Source organism: Lysinibacter sp. HNR (assembly GCF_029760935.1).
GTDB lineage: Bacteria > Actinomycetota > Actinomycetes > Actinomycetales > Microbacteriaceae > HNR.
The window spans coordinates 1584867-1602636 of sequence record NZ_CP121684.1 but is presented as its reverse complement, the minus strand read 5'-3'; the positions used below and the strand labels follow the sequence as shown (position 1 = coordinate 1602636).

Annotated in this window: 14 protein-coding genes; 13 read left to right on the top strand and 1 reads right to left on the bottom strand. The window is 55.6% G+C overall.

The window, feature by feature from the left end; genetic code table 11:
* From rpoZ to ndk, 7 genes are all read left to right on the top strand, one after another.
* Window positions 1-252 carry a DNA-directed RNA polymerase subunit omega gene (gene rpoZ, locus FrondiHNR_RS07235; protein WP_279352117.1) on the top strand — a complete coding sequence of 84 codons (252 nt, stop codon included), beginning with the start codon at window positions 1-3 and terminating at the stop codon, window positions 250-252.
* A 180-nt stretch (window positions 253-432) separates the two neighbouring features.
* The gene (metK, locus tag FrondiHNR_RS07230; protein ID WP_279352116.1) at window positions 433-1632 is read left to right on the top strand and encodes a methionine adenosyltransferase; all 1200 of its coding nucleotides are present in this window, start codon (window positions 433-435) and stop codon (window positions 1630-1632) included.
* Between the two features lie 6 nt (window positions 1633-1638).
* Window positions 1639-3786: a primosomal protein N' gene (locus FrondiHNR_RS07225; RefSeq protein WP_279352115.1), complete on the top strand. Its 2148-nt coding sequence runs from the start codon at window positions 1639-1641 to the stop codon at window positions 3784-3786.
* A 352-nt stretch (window positions 3787-4138) separates the two neighbouring features.
* The gene (gene ileS / locus FrondiHNR_RS07220) at window positions 4139-7423 is read left to right on the top strand and encodes an isoleucine--tRNA ligase (RefSeq protein WP_279352114.1); all 3285 of its coding nucleotides are present in this window, start codon (window positions 4139-4141) and stop codon (window positions 7421-7423) included.
* 1 nt (window position 7424) lies between these two features.
* Window positions 7425-8780, top strand: a complete 1356-nt coding sequence (locus FrondiHNR_RS07215; RefSeq protein WP_279352113.1) for a folylpolyglutamate synthase/dihydrofolate synthase family protein — start codon at window positions 7425-7427, stop codon at window positions 8778-8780.
* Window positions 8777-9184, top strand: coding sequence for a DUF4233 domain-containing protein (locus FrondiHNR_RS07210; RefSeq protein WP_279352112.1), 408 nt, complete (start codon window positions 8777-8779; stop codon window positions 9182-9184). Before FrondiHNR_RS07215 ends, FrondiHNR_RS07210 begins: the two co-directional genes overlap by 4 nt.
* Before the next feature lie 58 nt (window positions 9185-9242).
* Window positions 9243-9659 carry a nucleoside-diphosphate kinase gene (gene ndk, locus FrondiHNR_RS07205; RefSeq protein ID WP_279352111.1) on the top strand — a complete coding sequence of 139 codons (417 nt, stop codon included), beginning with the start codon at window positions 9243-9245 and terminating at the stop codon, window positions 9657-9659.
* A 73-nt stretch (window positions 9660-9732) separates the two neighbouring features.
* Here ndk and FrondiHNR_RS07200 read toward each other — a convergent pair whose 3' ends face one another.
* The gene (locus tag FrondiHNR_RS07200; RefSeq protein ID WP_279352110.1) at window positions 9733-10335 is read right to left on the bottom strand and encodes a vitamin K epoxide reductase family protein; all 603 of its coding nucleotides are present in this window, start codon (window positions 10333-10335) and stop codon (window positions 9733-9735) included.
* Window positions 10336-10623: 288 nt separating this feature from the next.
* On the opposite strand from FrondiHNR_RS07200, the gene FrondiHNR_RS07195 reads away from it, so the two are divergent.
* From FrondiHNR_RS07195 to FrondiHNR_RS07170, 6 genes are all read left to right on the top strand, one after another.
* Window positions 10624-13257 carry an Rne/Rng family ribonuclease gene (locus FrondiHNR_RS07195; protein ID WP_279352109.1) on the top strand — a complete coding sequence of 878 codons (2634 nt, stop codon included), beginning with the start codon at window positions 10624-10626 and terminating at the stop codon, window positions 13255-13257.
* 222 nt (window positions 13258-13479) lie between these two features.
* The gene (gene rplU, locus FrondiHNR_RS07190; protein WP_279352108.1) at window positions 13480-13788 is read left to right on the top strand and encodes a 50S ribosomal protein L21; all 309 of its coding nucleotides are present in this window, start codon (window positions 13480-13482) and stop codon (window positions 13786-13788) included.
* A 44-nt stretch (window positions 13789-13832) separates the two neighbouring features.
* Window positions 13833-14090, top strand: a complete 258-nt coding sequence (gene rpmA / locus FrondiHNR_RS07185) for a 50S ribosomal protein L27 (protein ID WP_279352107.1) — start codon at window positions 13833-13835, stop codon at window positions 14088-14090.
* A gap of 86 nt (window positions 14091-14176) precedes the next feature.
* Window positions 14177-15697: a GTPase ObgE gene (gene obgE / locus FrondiHNR_RS07180; RefSeq protein ID WP_279352106.1), complete on the top strand. Its 1521-nt coding sequence runs from the start codon at window positions 14177-14179 to the stop codon at window positions 15695-15697.
* Window positions 15678-16469, top strand: coding sequence for a glutamate 5-kinase (gene proB / locus FrondiHNR_RS07175; RefSeq protein ID WP_279352105.1), 792 nt, complete (start codon window positions 15678-15680; stop codon window positions 16467-16469). The genes obgE and proB overlap by 20 nt, the downstream gene beginning before the upstream one ends.
* 21 nt (window positions 16470-16490) lie before the next feature.
* Entirely contained in the window at window positions 16491-17759 is a 1269-nt protein-coding gene (locus FrondiHNR_RS07170; RefSeq protein ID WP_279352104.1) for a glutamate-5-semialdehyde dehydrogenase, read from the top strand.
* The last annotated feature ends 11 nt before the right edge of the window (window positions 17760-17770 follow it).

Genomic DNA, 17770 nt, shown 5'->3' with positions numbered 1-17770 from the left:
ATGTCAAAAACACAAGGAATTATTGACCCACCCATCGATGATCTTCTCTCGAAGGTTGAGTCAAAATATGCGCTCGTGATCTTTGCATCCAAGCGCGCCCGTCAGATTAACGACTATTACGCAGACCTGCACGATGGCAGCCTGCTCGATAACGTTGGGCCGTTGGTAGACTCAACCGTTGAAGACAAGCCTCTCTCGATCGCTCTTCACGAGATCGGTGAAAATAAGCTTCACCTGAACTCGCCAGCGTAAAACTAAAGTATTTCCCGTAGTCGTATAAGGGATACGGGTACACCCGGAGCAAGTTTCGCGGGCTTGTTCTGAAGTAGTTTCCGGTGTGTTCTCGCGTTGTCGGTGGCACCGGGCATCATTAAAAATGGGCCCGGTGTCGGCCTTTATGCGGTACCGTTCGAGAAAGGCAAGGAGAATTTTATGAGTGAATTGCGTCTCTTCACATCGGAGTCCGTTACCGAGGGGCATCCAGATAAAATCTGTGATCAAATCTCCGATAGCATTCTCGATTCCATGCTTGAGCTAGATCCGTATGCGCGCGTGGCCGTAGAGACAATGGTCACTACCGGTCTTGTCCACGTTGCGGGTGAGGTCACAACAACCGGTTATGTGGAGATTCCGCATATTGTTCGCAGGGTCATCAACGATATCGGGTACACTTCCTCGCAGTTTGGGTTTGACGGTAACTCGTGTGGCATTTCCGTGTCGATCGGTGCCCAGTCTCCCGATATCGCGGGCGGGGTGAACACCTCGCTTGAGGCACGTCTCGGTGGCGACACCGATGAGCTGAGCAAACAGGGGGCTGGAGACCAGGGCATTATGTTTGGATACGCCACAAACGAAACCCCAGAACTGCATCCAATAGCGAGCTGGCTTGCTCACCGCATGGCTGAAAAGCTCACAGAGGTGCGCAAGAGCGGCCAGCTTCCCTATCTGAGACCAGATGGCAAGACCCAGGTTACCGTTGGGTACACGGGAAACCGCCCGGTTTCTGTTGAGTCGATTGTCCTCTCCACGCAGCACTCCGAAGAGGTCGATTCCCTCACGCTCTCTGCCGAAATTGAATCGAGCGTTATTCGCCCCGTCCTTGAGAGGGTAGACCTGCGTTCCGATAATCTCCGCACCCTCATTAATCCGGCGGGGCCCTTTATCATCGGGGGACCACAGGGAGATGCCGGACTCACCGGCCGCAAAATCATTATCGATACCTACGGTGGTGCGAGCCGCCACGGCGGTGGTGCATTTAGTGGGAAAGATCCCTCAAAGGTGGATCGTTCCGCCGCGTATGCACTTCGTTGGGCTGCGAAAAACGCGGTTGCGGCCGGATTGGCCGACCGGCTTGAGATTCAGGTAGCCTACGCTATCGGTAAAGCGCATCCGGTAGGTCTGTACGTAGAGAGTTTTGGTACGGGGCACGTGACTGATAGCGTGATCCAGCGCTCAATCCTAGACGTATTTGATCTGCGCCCGCTAGCAATCATTCGTGATCTTGAGCTATTGCGACCCATTTACGCGCAGACCGCCTCCTACGGACACTTTGGTCGGGAACTGCCCGATTTCACTTGGGAGCGCACCAATCGGGTAGACGAACTACGTAGCGCGGCCGGACTCGCCGGGTAGGTTTCTGTGAGCACCGGGCCCGTAGCGAGGGTGCTGCTTGACTCTACCCTTCCGCAATTGGATCATCTTTTTGACTATGAGATCCCACCCACTCTGGTTGAACGGGCGCGCCCTGGGCAGCGCGTGAGGGTACCGTTTCGTTCGGCGGTACGTAACGCCACCGGCTATATTGTTGAGATTGTACCCACGGCAGAGTTCTCGGGTGAGTTGAGTCAGCTCTCCGAGATTGTGAGTGATGTTGCGGTTCTCACCCCTGAGATTTGGCAACTTGCCCGGACCCTTGCTGATCGTTCCGCGGGAAGTGCGGGGGATATTCTGCGCTTGGCGATTCCGCCGCGGCAGGTGCGGGTAGAAAAAGAGTTTTTTGCCCTCAAAGCGCAGGAAGGGCTTGAGTCCGACGGGGAAATCGCCGAATCCGACGGGGGCGGAGCTGGTCCTGACGGAGAACAGGCTGAGTTTGACCAGGAAGAAGCTGACTCTCGTGTGACTCAAGAGTTAGCGGGTAACTCGAGGACCGCCGAACTCCAAGTCGCCCTTGAATCTCTCGAATCTTTGGAACCCGCACAGCCCCGTGTGTTGGAGTTTATCAATCGCTACGACCCCGCACTCAGTCGATTAGCGGAGGCTCCGCTTCGCGCCGCGCTCTCCGCCGTTCCCGAACCCACCAGATTGAGCAGTGGTGAGTGGGTGGGGCACTGGGCCGCAACGCTTGCCCAGGCAGCTCTGCTCCTTCTGGAGAGGGGTAAAAGCGCGATTATTGCGGTCCCCGACTATCGTGATATCGATCAGGTGCTCTCTGCCCTTGCGACCATGGTCCCGGCACCGGTGGACGACGTTGTGCGTGTGGATACCCGGCAGACCAACCCGCAGCGCTATCGTTCTTTTCTGCGGCTCCTGGAGGAACGGCCCGCAATCATCGTGGGTAATCGTTCGGCTGTTTACGCACCCGCCTATGCGCTGGGGGCAATTATGCTCTGGGACGACGGCGACTCTCTACACGAGGAGCCGCGGAGCCCCTACGTTCACTCGCGCAACGCTGCCCTGATCAGGGCGGAGCAATCGGGTACCGCGCTTGTGCTAGCCGCTCACACCCGTAGCACCGAGGCGCAGCGGCTCGTGGAGATCGGCTGGCTGGGAGAGTTTCTACCGCTGCGCCATCCGCAACCGCGCGTTATTCTCAGTAGCCACACACTCGATGCTGACGGTTTTGCGTCACGGGCTAGAATACCCACCGTTGCTTGGAAGAGTGCAAAAGAGGCATCTGTGCACGGTCCTGTTTTGATTCAGGTGGCGCGTCCCGGATATGCCCCAGTTCTGGCCTGTGCAGAGTGTGATACAGTCGCCCGCTGCGGTCACTGTGCGGGCCCGCTTGGGGTACGGCGGGCGGGTGAAACTCCGCGTTGCGGCTGGTGCGCAACACTGGCCAGCGATTGGCGCTGTAGTAACTGCTCATCGGTGATGTTTCGTTTGGTGAGCAGAGGCTCGGTTCGTACCGCTGAAGAGCTCGAGAAGGCCTTTCCCGGCGTGCGGGTGCTTGTCTCAGACGGGGAGACCCCTCGGCAGTCGGTTGACTCCCGTCCGGCGATAGTTGTGGCCACCCGGGGTGCTGAGCCTACCGCAGCGGAGGGCTATGCCGGAGTTGTTCTTTTGGACGGTGAGAGCATGCTGGGTCGTGAGAGTCTTCGTGCGGGAGAAGACGCGCTCCGAGTCTGGTCAAATGCGATTGCGCTTGCCCGACCCGGAGCGCCGTGTGTTCTCGTGGGTGTTTCTGGGCAGCTAGGAGAAACCCTCACCCGGTGGCAGCAGCCGAGTTACGCTTCGCAGGAGCTTGTTGATCGTCGAGCGCTGCGATTCCCTCCCGCTGTGCGGATTGCCACTGTTACCGGCCCCCAGGATGCCGTTGCGCTGGCGCTTGAACAGGTTCACGAGATACCCGGTGTTGATTATTTGGGACCCACCCCGGCAGAAAACGGTTCAATGCGCTTGATTATACGCTTTGATTATCGGCGGGGTGAAGCGGTCGCCACCGCCCTGCGTGCTGAGCTGGTGCGGGCGGCAATCAAAAATCGCCGTCCCCGGAAAAAGGGCACGGAGCAGCGTGGAAACCAGGGTTCGCTGCTTCGGTTGCGTTTTGACGATTCAGACATTCAATAGCGCTCTATCTGATAGTCCATGATGCGGAAGATTATGCGCAGCAAAACAGGTTTTTACCGCAGATAAAAGCCGTGTTATCCCGCAAAACGGCACGGTTGCACAGCAAAGAGTCAACAAAATGGTTAGACTTATTCATACCGACTGTGAACCGGCTATCACCGGGGAGTTTTTGGAAGAACGGTATCCCTCAGGAAAACACATCGTTACCGGGGTGGAAGCTCAGTAGAACCAAACGGGGCTGGCCCGTTATCGCCAATGAATAAAGTGGCCACACTATTGTGGCAAGCGAGGTGGTACCGCGATGGCCGGTGAAACGGGTTATCGTCCTCGTGTGAGACACACGAGGAGAATCATGCCATATCCCAAGCCCGGAGCAGACGAAAGCAACGCACGCAAAAACTCTGAGGGTGCCCCCGAGGTAAAGCCATCACCGAGCTTTCCCGCTATTGAGCAGAATATTCTTGCCTTCTGGAAAGAAGACGATACTTTTCGTGAGTCGGTCCGGCGCAGGGAAGGTGCATCCGAGTGGGTGTTTTACGATGGGCCCCCCTTCGCAAACGGATTACCTCACTACGGGCATCTCCTCACCGGGTACGCTAAAGATCTCTTTCCTCGCTATCAGACCATGCGCGGTAAGCTCGTTCACCGTCGTTTCGGCTGGGACACCCACGGACTTCCCGCCGAGCTAGAAGCCATGAAGCAGCTTGGGATGACCGAGAAGAGCCAGATCGAAGATATGGGAATCGCCGAGTTTAACGGCGCTGCCCGGGCTTCAGTTCTTGAGTACACCCAGGAGTGGGAGAAATATGTCACCCGACAGGCTCGCTGGGTTGACTTTGAGAACGACTACAAAACCCTCGATGTCTCCTATATGGAGTCGGTGATCTGGGCCTTTAAACAGCTCCATGACAAAGGGTTGGCGTATGAGGGCTATCGTGTGCTGCCGTATTGCTGGCGTGATGAAACTCCGCTGAGTAACCATGAGCTTCGCATGGACGATGATGTCTACCAGATGCGGCAGGATCAAACTGTCACCGTTACCTTCCCACTTCGCGGGGAACGAGCCGAGGAACTCGGCCTTGCGGGGGTGAACGCTCTATCCTGGACAACAACACCGTGGACGTTACCCACCAACCTGGCTCTTGCGGTGGGACCGGATATTTCCTACGCGGTTGTTCCCGATGCCGCGGCAGAAAAAGAGTATCTTATTGCCTACGATCTGGTTGCAAATTACTCCCGCGAACTGGGGTATGAAGACCCAGAGGCGGCCACCGCGGCGGCAACCCGCACCCTCAGGGGGAGCGAGTTGGCGGGCATCGAGTATGAGCGCCTCTGGGACTTCTACGCCGACACCGAGACCTATGGCACCCATAACGCGTGGCGTTTTCTGGTGGCAGACTATGTTACGGCCTCCGACGGAACGGGCATCGTTCACCAGGCACCCGCATACGGTGAAGATGACCAAAAAATCTGTGAGGCTCACGGAATTCCCGTGATTATCTCGGTCGACGATGGTGGTAAGTTCCTCAATACGGTGCCCCTAGTGGAGGGTTTGCAGGTTTTTGATGCCAATAAGCCGCTGACGCAGGAATTGCGAGCGGATGGACGTCTGTTCCGCCAGGCTAGTTACGAACACCCCTATCCGCACTGCTGGCGCTGTCGCGAACCGCTGATCTACAAGGCGGTATCAAGCTGGTTTGTGCGGGTCACTGATTTTCGTGACGACCTCGAAGAACTGAACCAGCAGATTAACTGGGTGCCCGAAAACGTCAAGGACGGCCAGTTCGGCAAGTGGCTTTCCGGTGCCCGGGACTGGTCAATTAGCCGTAACCGCTACTGGGGTTCTCCCATTCCGGTGTGGAAGAGCGATAACCCCGACTATCCGCGAGTTGATGTGTATGGTTCTCTCGATGAGATTGAACGTGACTTTGGGGTGCGACCCACGGATCTGCACCGCCCCCACATTGACGAGCTCACCAGGCCAAACCCCGATGACCCCACCGGAGCGTCCACTATGCGCCGCATTGAAGACGTGTTAGACGTGTGGTTTGATTCAGGTTCGATGCCCTTTGCCCAAAATCACTACCCCTTTGAAAATGCCGAGTGGTTTGAAACCCATTCTCCAGCCGACTTTATCGTGGAGTACATCGGGCAGACCCGGGGCTGGTTTTATATGCTGCACATTCTCTCGACCGCGCTTTTTGGTCGTCCAGCCTTTAAAAACGTTATTAGTCACGGTATAGTGCTGGGTTCTGACGGACAGAAAATGTCGAAGTCGCTGCGTAACTATCCCGACGTCAACGAGGTTTTTGATCGTGATGGTTCGGATGCTATGCGCTGGTTTCTCATGTCCAGCTCGGTTTTGCGCGGAGGCAATTTGATCGTCACGGAAGAGGCCATCCGTGACGGTGTGCGTCAGTTTATCCTTCCGCTGTGGAATAGCTGGTACTTTTTTAGCCTCTACGCCAATGCCGACGGGTACGAGGCTGTGCGGCGAACGGACTCCTCAGACGTCCTTGACCGTTATGTTCTGGCCAAGTTGCGCCAGCTCATCATTGACGTGACAAAAGACCTGGACGCGTTTGACAGTACGGTGGCCACATCGCGGCTTCGAGACTTTGTGGAAGTGCTTACCAATTGGTACGTGCGCCGCTCCCGGGATCGGTTTTGGGTCGGAGCTACCGAAAACCCGGAAAATGCCCAGGCGTTTGATACTCTCTACACGGTGCTTGAAACCCTCACACGGGTGGCAGCTCCCTTTATTCCCCTGATCGGGGAACAGATTTGGCAGGGTCTCACGGGGGGCAGAAGCGTGCACCTGACGGATTGGCCGGACCCCAACGAGTTTCCCGAAGAATCGGAGTTGGTTCGCACCATGGATCAAGTTCGTGCCGTTACTTCGACCGCGCTGTCGCTGCGCAAGGGCAACGGATTGCGCGTGCGGTTGCCGCTTGCGGAGCTCACTGTTGTTGTGAGCGACGCAGATACTCTGAGCCCGTTTGTTCCTCTCATTACCGAGGAGCTTAACGTGAAGAACGTCACACTGGTGGAGAGAGAAGAGGGCAGCACCGAGGTCTACGGAATTCGTCACCAGCTTACGGTCAATGCCCGTGCGGCCGGACCTCGGCTGGGTAAGGAGGTACAGGCGGCCATCAGGGCGGCAAAGTCTGGCGATTGGTCTGTGGGTGAGGATGGCACCGTGATGGCGGGAGGTCTTGCTCTTGAGGCAAATGAGTATGACCTCACCCTGAGTATCGGTGAGTCTTCGGAACAGGGAGGAAAAGCCATCGCGCTGCTCGCTGACGACGGCTTTGTGATGCTCAACACGGTTATCACGCCGGAGCTTGAGGCGGAGGGTCTTGCCCGTGACGTTGTGCGTGCGGTTCAAGACGCCCGGAAGGAAGCCGGTCTTGACGTGAGCGACAGGATTAGTCTCACCCTCGGGCTTGATGAGGAGGGTGCCGCTGCGGTGTCGCAATTTCGTGATTTAGTCAGCACCGAAACCCTGGCAATTACGCTGGATGTGTATTCCGGTATTATCCGGGAAGGCGGGGGACCCTTCGGGGCTCTCCGCTCGGAAATAACCGTGGGTCAGGGCTCACCACTCGTCATTGAACTCTCGAAAAGTGAGGGGTAACGTGTCACAGTCGCAACAGGAAAACGCGGGAGAGCGTGTCTATGCTGAACTCATCGACCGCTTGGGTGAGGCTCAGCCACAGCCTCGGTTGGGTCCGGTGCGTCGGGTGGTCGAGCTCCTGGGGGATCCTCAAAACAGTTATCCGGTTATCCTTATCGCGGGGACCAACGGCAAGACGAGCACTAGCCGTATCACCGAGTCGCTCTTGCGATCGCTTGGATTACGGACGGGGCTGTTCACAAGCCCTCACCTTGAGAGGTTTAACGAGCGTATTGTTATCGATGGGCAACCAATCTCAGATGAGGCACTTGCGTTCGTCTGGGACGACATCGCGCCCTATCTTGCTCTGGTTGATGAAGAGCTTGTTGCGGAGGGAGAGCCTGCCCTCACCTTTTTTGAGGCGATGACCGTCTTGGCGTACGCCTCGTTTGCAGATGCGCCCGTTGAGGTAGCGGTGGTTGAGGTGGGAATGGGGGGCGAGTGGGACTCCACCAATATTGCCGACCCCGCTGTTAGCGTTTTTACCCCCATCGACCTGGATCATACCGAGCGTCTGGGAAATACTGTCGCTGAAATCGCCACCACAAAATCGGGAATTATGCGTGCCGGGGGAGACGCTGTCACGGCAAAACAGCATCCGGAGGTGGAGGCTGTCCTTGAGGCGCAGGCTCACGCTCTTCAAATTCCGCTTCTTCGTGAGGGTGTGGAGTTTGCGATCGATCACTCTGTTATGGGGGTGGGAGGGCAGGTTGTTACCCTCCGTGGCTCTTCCGGTACCAGGTACGACAGCGTAATGTTGCCCCTGTACGGAGAGCACCAGGCTCAGAACGCCGCTGTTGCGCTGGCGGCCGTTGAGGCCTTTACCGGAAAACGTGTTTTAGCTGAAGAAGTGCTTGAGGAGGGCTATGGTCAGGTGACCATACCCGGCAGATTGCAGCTTGTGGGTGCAACCCCTCCCGTCTATATTGATGCGGCGCATAATCCTCACGGAGCCCGTGCCTTGGTTTCTGCCGTAAAATCTTTTTTTGCCTTTGACGAGGTGGCTCTTGTTTTTGGCTCTCTGAACGACAAAGATTCGGTTGGCGTTATTGCTGAGCTGAGCAAGATCAGCAATACGATCTTTGTTACTCAATCGTCGTCGAACCGTTCGCGTGCGACCGACGATCTTGCGCAGATCGTGCGCCTAGCTCTTCCCGAGGCGGAGATCATCCCTGAAGATAATCTCGGAGACGCGATTGAACAGGCCAGGGGGTGGGCCGAGCAGGGCGAGTCTCGTGGTGTTATTGTTGCGGGTTCTATTGTGCTGATCGGTGAGGTTATGACCTTCGCACGTGAGGGTGGATGGTCGTTACTATGACACAACCGGAATATCCTTCAGGAGGTAACTCTGAGACCCAAGGGGAGACGGCACCTTCCTCACCCGCAGCGCGCTCGGTTAAACGAAGCTTGGCATCGATTGCCCTGGGGTTTCAGTTGCTCATTATTTTTCTCGGAGGACTCACAGTTTTTGGTCTCTCCGCGGTAGAGCCTCGAGAGCTTGGCCTGTACGGGGGAGGAGTGCTGTGCCTGATCGCGATAGCGGCCATCGCTCTTTTGCGTTATCCGGTGGGGTACTGGCTCGGTTGGTTTGTGCAGGTTGCTCTCCTGCTTTCTGGGTTCCTTGTCCCGGTGATGTTTATCGTGGGCGGAATGTTTGCCGCTCTGTGGATCTATTGCATCTATATGGGAAATAAGCTTGATGAAAGAAACCGCCTCATCTAGGGGCACTATTTTGACACATCGCTCATGAAGATACACAAACAACTAAAGGAGAGAATGGATGCTGGTTGAAGAAACGCTCGTACTGGTCAAGCCCGACGGGGTGGCCCGCAACCTCACGGGCGAAATCTTGCGCCGAATTGAGGCAAAAGGGTACTCGCTTGTAGACATTCGTATGGTTCAGGCTGACCGTGAGCTGCTTAGTCAGCACTACGCTGAGCACGAAGGAAAACCTTTTTTCGAGCCCCTGATCGAATTTATGGAAAGCGGTCCAACGGTGGCTCTTCGTGTGGCTGGAAACCGTGTCATCGAAGGGTTTCGTGTCCTTGCTGGCACCACTGACCCAACAACAGCGGCACCGGGAACAATCCGTGGCGACCTGGGGCGTGATTGGGGAGCCAGGGTTCAGCAGAACCTGGTTCACGGTTCCGACTCTCCCGAGAGCGCTGCTCGAGAACTTACCCTGTGGTTTTCCTAGTCTCTACGAATAAAACTAAAAAGGGCTGGTGCGTTGCCGCAGGAAGCCGCACCAGCCCGAAGCGTGTCCTGGCTTAGAAAGCGCGGATCAGTTCTGTAACCCAGTCAAGGGTGACCTGCGCGATTACTGCAACTGTCAGGTAGCTGGCCAGTACAAGAACCCAACTCCATGAGTAGAGTGTTTCTGCTTTCTTACGCGCGCCTTCAGGTAGCCAGAGGTGGCCCTCTTTGGCCGTGTAGAGCAGGGTGTACCAGAAGAGGGGAATGGTCACGACCCACACCACCATGCACCAGGGGCAGAGCGTTCCCAGAACGTAAACGCTGGTGCTGATGAGCCAGATAACAAAGCTGATGGCAAAAGTGACCCCAAGGAGATACAATCTCCAGAACCAGTGAGCAAACTGTGCTCCCGCAAGGATCGAAACTCCAACGACAAGGGGGGCGACAAACATGGTGACCCCGAGAATTGGGTTTGGAAACCCAAATGTGGATCCCTGAGCCGAAGCCATATTTGGCCCGCAGGACACGAGGACGCTGAAGTCACACATTGGGGTATAGGTGGGGTCAATAAGGGTCTTTATGCGCTCGTTTAGGAGTTCAAAAGACGCAAACCATCCAACGACTCCGGCAACTATTGTGAGCAGCGCAAAGCCAAGGGAACGCCGGGTTCTGATCATATAAATAATTCTATACCGTGTATCCCTCTCGAAAACGCGAGCTTGATATCTCATTTCGTGGCATAATGGATGTAATGGCTTATAGCTACTAAGCGGCTTAGGCGTTGTTTAAAAGCTTTGCGACAGGAAAATCTGTCCATTTCATATAGACCATGAGGGTCTGGGCGCGATGCAGAAAATTATCTGATCGTGCTACACAAGAGTTAGTGGCGTGCTGAATTAGCATCCCACGTTAAGTGGCTGAAGCCCCGAATATATTGGGGTTTGGCGGAGGAGTGCACCGTAAAAATGGTGGAAAAAGATATAGATAATAAGCATCTCAATAATACGGCAGGCGGTACCCCGGCCATTGATTCAGTTTTTAGCGGCTCGGGGGATGACATTTCGCTTGGATTGCTAGTGAATACAACCTCCGAAAAAACTGAGAGTCCAGAATCAAGCCAGATAGAGGGGGACACCTCCGTACAAGGTTCTGAATCTCAGGGTTCTCTCAGCGCAGGATCTGCCGCGTCGGAATCAAAAACGCCGGAGACGCAGATCGTTGCGGCTTCAACGCCCCCCGCACCCGTGGAACTCACCCCCGCAGAACGATTTCTCGCTACGCGGGTGCTTACCTTCTTAGCCCCCGACGTTCCTCCGGTTGAACTTCGTTCTCGTCGTCGTCGGGGTGATGAGCATCGCTCCGGCTCTGACTCCGAGAGAGAAGAGTCTACTGTGCGCCGTCGCACCCGTCGCCGGGCCGACGAAGACGCGAGTCCCTCCGCAGATGATCCACAGAACACCGTTATTAAGGTCCGAAAGCCCCGTGAAAAAGTTGCCTTGATTACTGAGCCGCAGAAGGTTAAAGGGTCAACCCGGCTCGAGGCAAAAAAACAACGCAGACGTGATGGCCGTGAGGTTGGCCGTCGTCGTAGTGTGATTACAGAATCTGAGTTTCTTGCCCGCCGCGAATCGGTGGATCGGGTGATGGTTGTCCGTTCTAAAAACAATCGCACTCAGATCGGTGTTTTAGAAGACGGGGTGCTGGCCGAGCACTACGTTGCACGTTCGCAAGAGGGATCACTCATTGGAAACGTTTATCTCGGCCGTGTACAGAACGTTTTGCCAAGCATGGAGGCTGCGTTTGTCGACATTGGACGCGGACGCAACGCGGTTCTTTACTCGGGTGAAGTCGATTGGGACGGAATCGAGACGGGAAGTCAGCCTCGCAAAATTGAAAATGCGCTTAAGGCTGGCGATCAGGTATTGGTGCAGGTTACTAAAGACCCAATCGGTCACAAGGGTGCCCGTCTGACCAGCCAGATTTCATTGCCGGGTCGTTATCTGGTCTACGTCCCCAACGGATCCATGAACGGTATCTCACGCAAACTACCGGATACCGAGCGGGCGCGTCTCAAAAAGATTCTTAAAGAAGTTTTGCCCGATAACGCCGGTGTGATTGTTCGTACCGCTGCTGAGGGAGCCAGCGAGGAGCAGCTCACCCTTGACGTCACTAGGCTTACCGAGCAGTGGGCAGCTATCAGTAGTGCGCAGGCTGGAAAGAGTCAGGCCCCCCAGCTGTTGCACAGTGAACCCGACATGCTTATCAAGATCGTTCGTGATGTCTTTAACGAAGACTTTACAAAGATGGTGATCTCCGGCGAGGACGCACAAAAAACCATTACCAGCTATCTGAAACAGGTTGCCCCTGACCTGGTAGACCGGGTCGAAGCCTACGAGGGCGATCGTGATCTTTTCAACGAGTATCGCATTAGCGAACAGATCTCAAAGGCGCTCGATCGCAAGGTGTGGCTGCCCTCGGGTGGCTCTCTCATCATCGATCGCACCGAAGCGATGACCGTTATCGATGTGAACACCGGAAAATTCGTGGGGTCGGGTGGAAACCTTGAAGAAACCGTCACCAAGAACAACCTTGAAGCCGCAGAAGAAATTGTGCGTCAGCTTCGTCTGCGCGATATAGGTGGAATCATTGTCATTGACTTTATTGACATGGTGCTTGAATCTAATCGCGAGTTGGTTCTTCGACGACTGGTTGAGTGTTTGAGTCGTGACCGTACTAAGCATCAGGTTGCTGAAGTCACCTCTCTCGGACTTGTGCAGATGACGCGTAAAAAGCTCGGTCTTGGACTCCTGGAGTCGTACAGCGAATCCTGCGAGGCGTGTGCTGGCCGCGGTGTTGTGGTGCACGGTGAGCCGATAGAAAAACATCGTTCTTCCCAGAACGAGTCTCGTCGTCGTAATGGTAAGGGGTCCTCATCACACTCGGCCCCTGCGGTTCAGGCTCCCTCCGCCCAGGCCCACGCGATTACGGATGACGCAAAGAACGCCCTCGCGCAGATTGCCGCCAGTACTATCAGCGGTGCCAAGGACGACGACTCTACCGACCCTGATTATGACGAGACCGAAGAAAGCTTTGTCGCCGAAAAACTAGAACTGCCGCGGGGTCGTAAGCGTAACCTGAATGTAGACGTGTCCGATATTTCTACAACCGAGGCACTTGAGTCTTCGCTGGGATTAGATCTGTCTCTTATCCGAGCGCAACGCCCAGAACCGTCTCAGGCCGCACAAAAATCATCGGCTCCTCCTGCTCGTAAACCCCGTCGGGCCAGCGCCTCTGCGGGCTCGGGAGGATTGAACCTTCCGATCATCACCGGCAGTTCCACAGAGGATGAAGAACACGGGTCGCAAGAACCGATTGAGGTGCCCGTCCTGGGAATTCCTATTGTCTCCAAGACCGAACGTCCGGCTCGTGTGAGCGTGAGTGATGCAGAGCAGATCTTAGGCTCTGTTCTTGATGCGCTACCGGAGCCTCCCGCTCCCGGACGCAGCCGTTCTCGAAGCAGGCGAGTGACAACCTCTCCGATCAAGGGTGGTGCCGACTCCGAGCAAAGGAGCGCAGATTCAGAGAGCGACGAGCAGTAGGGTTCGAGTTTTTGCAGCAGCGGTGGGATAAATTTGACCAAGCTAGGTCAAACGGATAAAATTGATCGTTGGTGTAGCGTTTTTGCGCTCTCCAACGAGTGATCTTGTCCCGTGGTTTTAACCCACCTCGAGCGAGAAGATGTTCTTTATAAATTTTGAGTGAATCGCACTCAAGTAAGCAGTGGCTCTCCAGCAGGGAGCGTCACAGGAAAAGGTATATAAGTGGTTTATGCAGTAGTGCGCGCCGGTGGTCGACAGGAACGTGTTGAGGTTGGAACTGTCCTCACCGTTAACCGGGTTAAGGGCGACGAAAAAGGCAAGGTTCAACTTCCCGCGGTTCTCCTTGTGGACGGTGATAAGCTCACAACTGATGCGGCAGCGCTTGCAAAGGTAAAGGTTGTAGCTGAGATTCTTGAGGATCTTCGTGGACCCAAGATTTCTATCCAGAAATACAAGAACAAGACGGGATATAAAAAGCGTCAGGGTCACCGTCAGGAACTTACCCGCATCAAGATTACGGGCATTAAGTAGCCCGCAAGGTCTACCTACCCAACTAGTTGGAGGAGAAATAACTCATGGCACATAAAAAAGGAGCGAGTTCCACTCGCAACGGTCGTGACTCAAACGCTCAGCGTCTTGGAGTCAAGCGTTTTGCCGGTCAGGCTGTAGGAGCCGGTGAAATTCTTGTTCGCCAGCGTGGTACCCGTTTTCACCCCGGTGTGAACGTTGGACGCGGCGGGGACGACACCCTCTTTGCTCTCGAGGCTGGCCTGGTGCAATTTGGCAACAAGGGCGGTCGTAAGGTTGTTAATATTGTCGTTGCGGCTGAATAAGCTAATTTCGATGTGAGGGTGGGCGAGCTTCGGCTCGCCTTTCCCGTTTGTGGGACTTTTGTGAAGGTTGAGAAAAAGGGGTAAACATGGCTACGTTTGTCGATCGCGTTGTTTTGCATCTGAACGCGGGAGACGGTGGCAATGGTTGCGTCTCTGTCCGCCGTGAAAAATTTAAACCGCTTGCAGGGCCCGACGGGGGTAACGGCGGGCATGGTGCAAGCATCATTCTGGTGTCTGATCCCCAGGTTACAACGCTCTTGCAGTATCACCGCTATCCGCATCAATCTGCCGAGAACGGTGGGTTTGGTATGGGTGATAATCGCCACGGTGCTAACGGTGTCGACTTAGAACTTGCCGTTCCCGTTGGCACGGTTGTGACCGATGCGGCAGAAAATGAGCTCATTGATCTTTCTGAGCCGGGGATGCGATTTGTTGTGGCCGAGGGTGGACTCGGTGGCCTGGGCAATGCCGCATTAGCGACCCAAAAGCGTAAAGCTCCCGGGTTTGCACTGAACGGAACCCACGGAGATCAGTTAGACATCTACCTAGAGCTCAAAACGATGGCGGATATTGCCCTGGTGGGCTTTCCGTCTGCTGGAAAATCAAGCCTTATCGCGGCGATCTCTGCTGCACGTCCCAAAATTGCCGATTACCCCTTCACTACCCTTCAGCCCAATCTTGGTGTGGTGCAGGCGGGTAGTACTCGTTTTACCGTTGCTGATGTTCCCGGACTGATTGAGGGCGCGAGCGAGGGTAAGGGACTCGGCCTAGATTTTCTGCGTCACGTTGAGCGCTGCACCGCTCTGCTGCACGTTCTCGATTGCGCAACGCTTGAGCCCGGAAGAGACCCTATTAGTGACCTTGAGGTCATTTTGGCCGAGCTGCGGTCGTATCCTGTTGGGGAAGGGCAAGTTCCTCTTGATGAGCGCCCCCAGCTTATTGCGCTGAATAAAGTAGATGTTCCCGAAGCGCGGGAACTTGCTGAGTTCGTCACACCAGAGCTTGAGGCTCGCGGATATCGGGTGTTTACTATTTCTGCTGTTGCACGTGACGGGCTGAAAGAACTCACTTACGCTCTGGCCGAGATTGTTGAAAAAGATCGTCTCCGAGAAGCGGAGGAACCGGTGGCTACGCGTATCGTCCTTCGTCCGGCACCGGTTGATAAGACTCCCTTTACTGTTCGAGTCGAGGGTGGCTCCTACGGGACGTTTTATCGTGTGTTGGGTAAGAAAGTTGAACGCTGGGTTGAACAAACAGATTTTGCTAACGACGAAGCAGTGGGTTATCTTGCTGATCGGCTAAACAAGGTAGGCGTTGAGGACGCGCTGTTTAAAGCCGGGGCCGTTGCGGGCTCAACCGTTGTGATTGGACCGGGGGAGGGAGTTATCTTTGATTGGGACCCTGCACTCACCTCCACCGCGGAACTCATCACCTCTCCCCGCGGTGCGGACTCCCGCCTTGATGATAATCAGCGGCCCACACACAAGGCTCGTCGTGAAAGTTATCTTGATCGTATGGATGCAAAGGCCGCTGCTCGTGCCGAGTTGGAGCGTGAGCGTGAAGCAGGGCTATGGAAGGATGAGGACAGTGGCGGTTCGGCTGAGTAGTCGTGCAGATATCCCCGCTGCTCGCCGTATTGTGGTTAAAGTGGGGTCATCATCCATTAGCGGAGAGAACACCTCGCAGATTAGTCTGTTGGCAGACGCTCTTGCTTCAGCCCATCGGCGAGGAACCGAGGTAATTCTGGTGTCGAGTGGTGCAATCGCCACCGGGATTCCCCTGCTGAGTCTTGGGGAGCGTCCCACCGATCTGGCCACACAGCAGGCTGCCGCAGCCGTGGGGCAAAACGCCCTCATCGTTCGGTATCAGGATGCCCTGAGCCGTTATGGAATAACGGCCGGGCAGGTTCTTCTCACTGCGGGGGACCTGGAAAATGATAGATCGCGCCAGAACGCCCAGCGAGCGATGGAGCGGTTGATGGGCTTGCACGTTCTTCCCATCGTTAACGAGAACGATACCGTGGCCACAGACGAGATCCGCTTTGGGGATAATGATCGGCTAGCCTCGCTGGTGGCCGAACTGGTATCTGCCGAGTGCCTGGTTCTTCTCTCCGATGTTGACGCTCTCTACACCCGCCCGCCCACAGAGGCGGGAGCCAGGCCCGTTGGCGTGGTGCCCTATGGGGACGGACTTGAGGGGATCACCGTGGGTAGCGTTGGAACGGGGTTGGGGACGGGGGGTGCCCTTACCAAGGTTGCTGCCGCGCGCTACGCCGCAGACTGTGGAACCGCGGTTCTTCTCACCTCCACCGCTCAGGTGTCTCAGGCGCTCACCGGTAAAAACGTTGGTACCTGGTTTGAACCTCTTGTTAGTGCGTAAACTCTGGCTACACTAGGGGATATGGCTCTTTCGACTGAACAAGAACGCGCGTTTGATGAGAAGCTGCAGCTGGTTAAGAACGCGAGTCACACCCTCACCACCGCCCACTCCGCAATCAAAGATGCTGCACTTGAGACGATTGCTCAGGGACTGCTTTCCCGGGTTGACGATATTATTGCCGCAAATGCGCTTGATCTGCTACGGGGACAGGAACAGCAGATATCAACCGGACTTCTCGATCGGTTAACACTCACCCGAGAGAGAATTGAGGCGCTGGCCGCGGCCGTGCGGCACATTGTGGGGCTTGAAGATCCCGTAGGGTCTATTGTGAGGGGACGGACCCTGCCTAACGGTATACGATTGGTGCAGTCCCGGGTGCCCTTTGGGGTTATCGGTGCTATCTATGAGGCTCGGCCCAACGTAACGGTCGATATCGCTGCTCTGGCCATCAAAAGTGGCAACTGCGTGATTCTTCGCGGGGGAACAGCCGCTGAAAATTCTAATGTTGTTCTAGTGGATATTATCCAACAGGCTTTACGTGCTGCCGGTCTTCCTCGTGACGCGGTTCACACCATTGATGAGTTTGGTCGTTCCGGAGCTGCGCGGCTTATGAAGTCACGCGGTCTGGTAGATGTTTTGATTCCGCGGGGGAGTGCACAGCTTATCCGCACGGTTGTGGATGAGTCTCGGGTCCCCGTGTTGGAGACGGGAGCCGGAGTGGTACACCTCTATATTGACGCATCCGCTCGGACGGATATGTCTGTCGCCATTGCGATGAACGCTAAGGTTCAAAGGCCCAGTGTGTGTAACGCGGTGGAAACGATTTTAGTTCACGAGGGGGCGGCTGAACGGGTGTTGCCTCCGATGATTGCGGCCCTCCAAGCCGAGGGTGTTGAGGTTCGGGGGTGTGCTCAAACGGCTGCCCTGGTCCCGGGCGTCGTACCAGCTGACGAGGAAGACTGGGCCACCGAGTACATAGACCTTATCGTGAGCATCCGCGTGGTCGACTCTATGACCCGTGCGCTGACGCACATTGAAAAGTACTCCACGCACCATACCGAAGCCATTATCACCGAGGATATCCATCGGGCTGATCGTTTCCTCACTGAGGTCGATTCGGCCGTTGTTATGGTGAACGCTTCCACGCGTTTTACGGATGGCGGAGAATTTGGGTTTGGGGCTGAGGTGGGTATTTCTACCCAGAAGCTTCATGCTCGCGGACCGATGGGACTCCCCGAATTGACAACAACAAAGTGGATTGTTCGTGGAAATGGCCAGATTAGGGTGTAGTTTGGTTATGC

Coding starts and splice junctions, on each gene's coding strand:
- metK (WP_279352116.1), top strand. CDS start 433: ATGAGTGAATTGCGTCTCTTCACATCGGAGTCCGTTACCGAGGGGCAT.
- ndk (WP_279352111.1), top strand. CDS start 9,243: ATGCTGGTTGAAGAAACGCTCGTACTGGTCAAGCCCGACGGGGTGGCC.
- rpmA (WP_279352107.1), top strand. CDS start 13,833: ATGGCACATAAAAAAGGAGCGAGTTCCACTCGCAACGGTCGTGACTCA.
- ileS (WP_279352114.1), top strand. CDS start 4,139: ATGCCATATCCCAAGCCCGGAGCAGACGAAAGCAACGCACGCAAAAAC.
- obgE (WP_279352106.1), top strand. CDS start 14,177: ATGGCTACGTTTGTCGATCGCGTTGTTTTGCATCTGAACGCGGGAGAC.
- FrondiHNR_RS07200 (WP_279352110.1), bottom strand. CDS start 10,335: ATGATCAGAACCCGGCGTTCCCTTGGCTTTGCGCTGCTCACAATAGTT.
- FrondiHNR_RS07195 (WP_279352109.1), top strand. CDS start 10,624: ATGGTGGAAAAAGATATAGATAATAAGCATCTCAATAATACGGCAGGC.
- rpoZ (WP_279352117.1), top strand. CDS start 1: ATGTCAAAAACACAAGGAATTATTGACCCACCCATCGATGATCTTCTC.
- FrondiHNR_RS07210 (WP_279352112.1), top strand. CDS start 8,777: ATGACACAACCGGAATATCCTTCAGGAGGTAACTCTGAGACCCAAGGG.
- FrondiHNR_RS07170 (WP_279352104.1), top strand. CDS start 16,491: ATGGCTCTTTCGACTGAACAAGAACGCGCGTTTGATGAGAAGCTGCAG.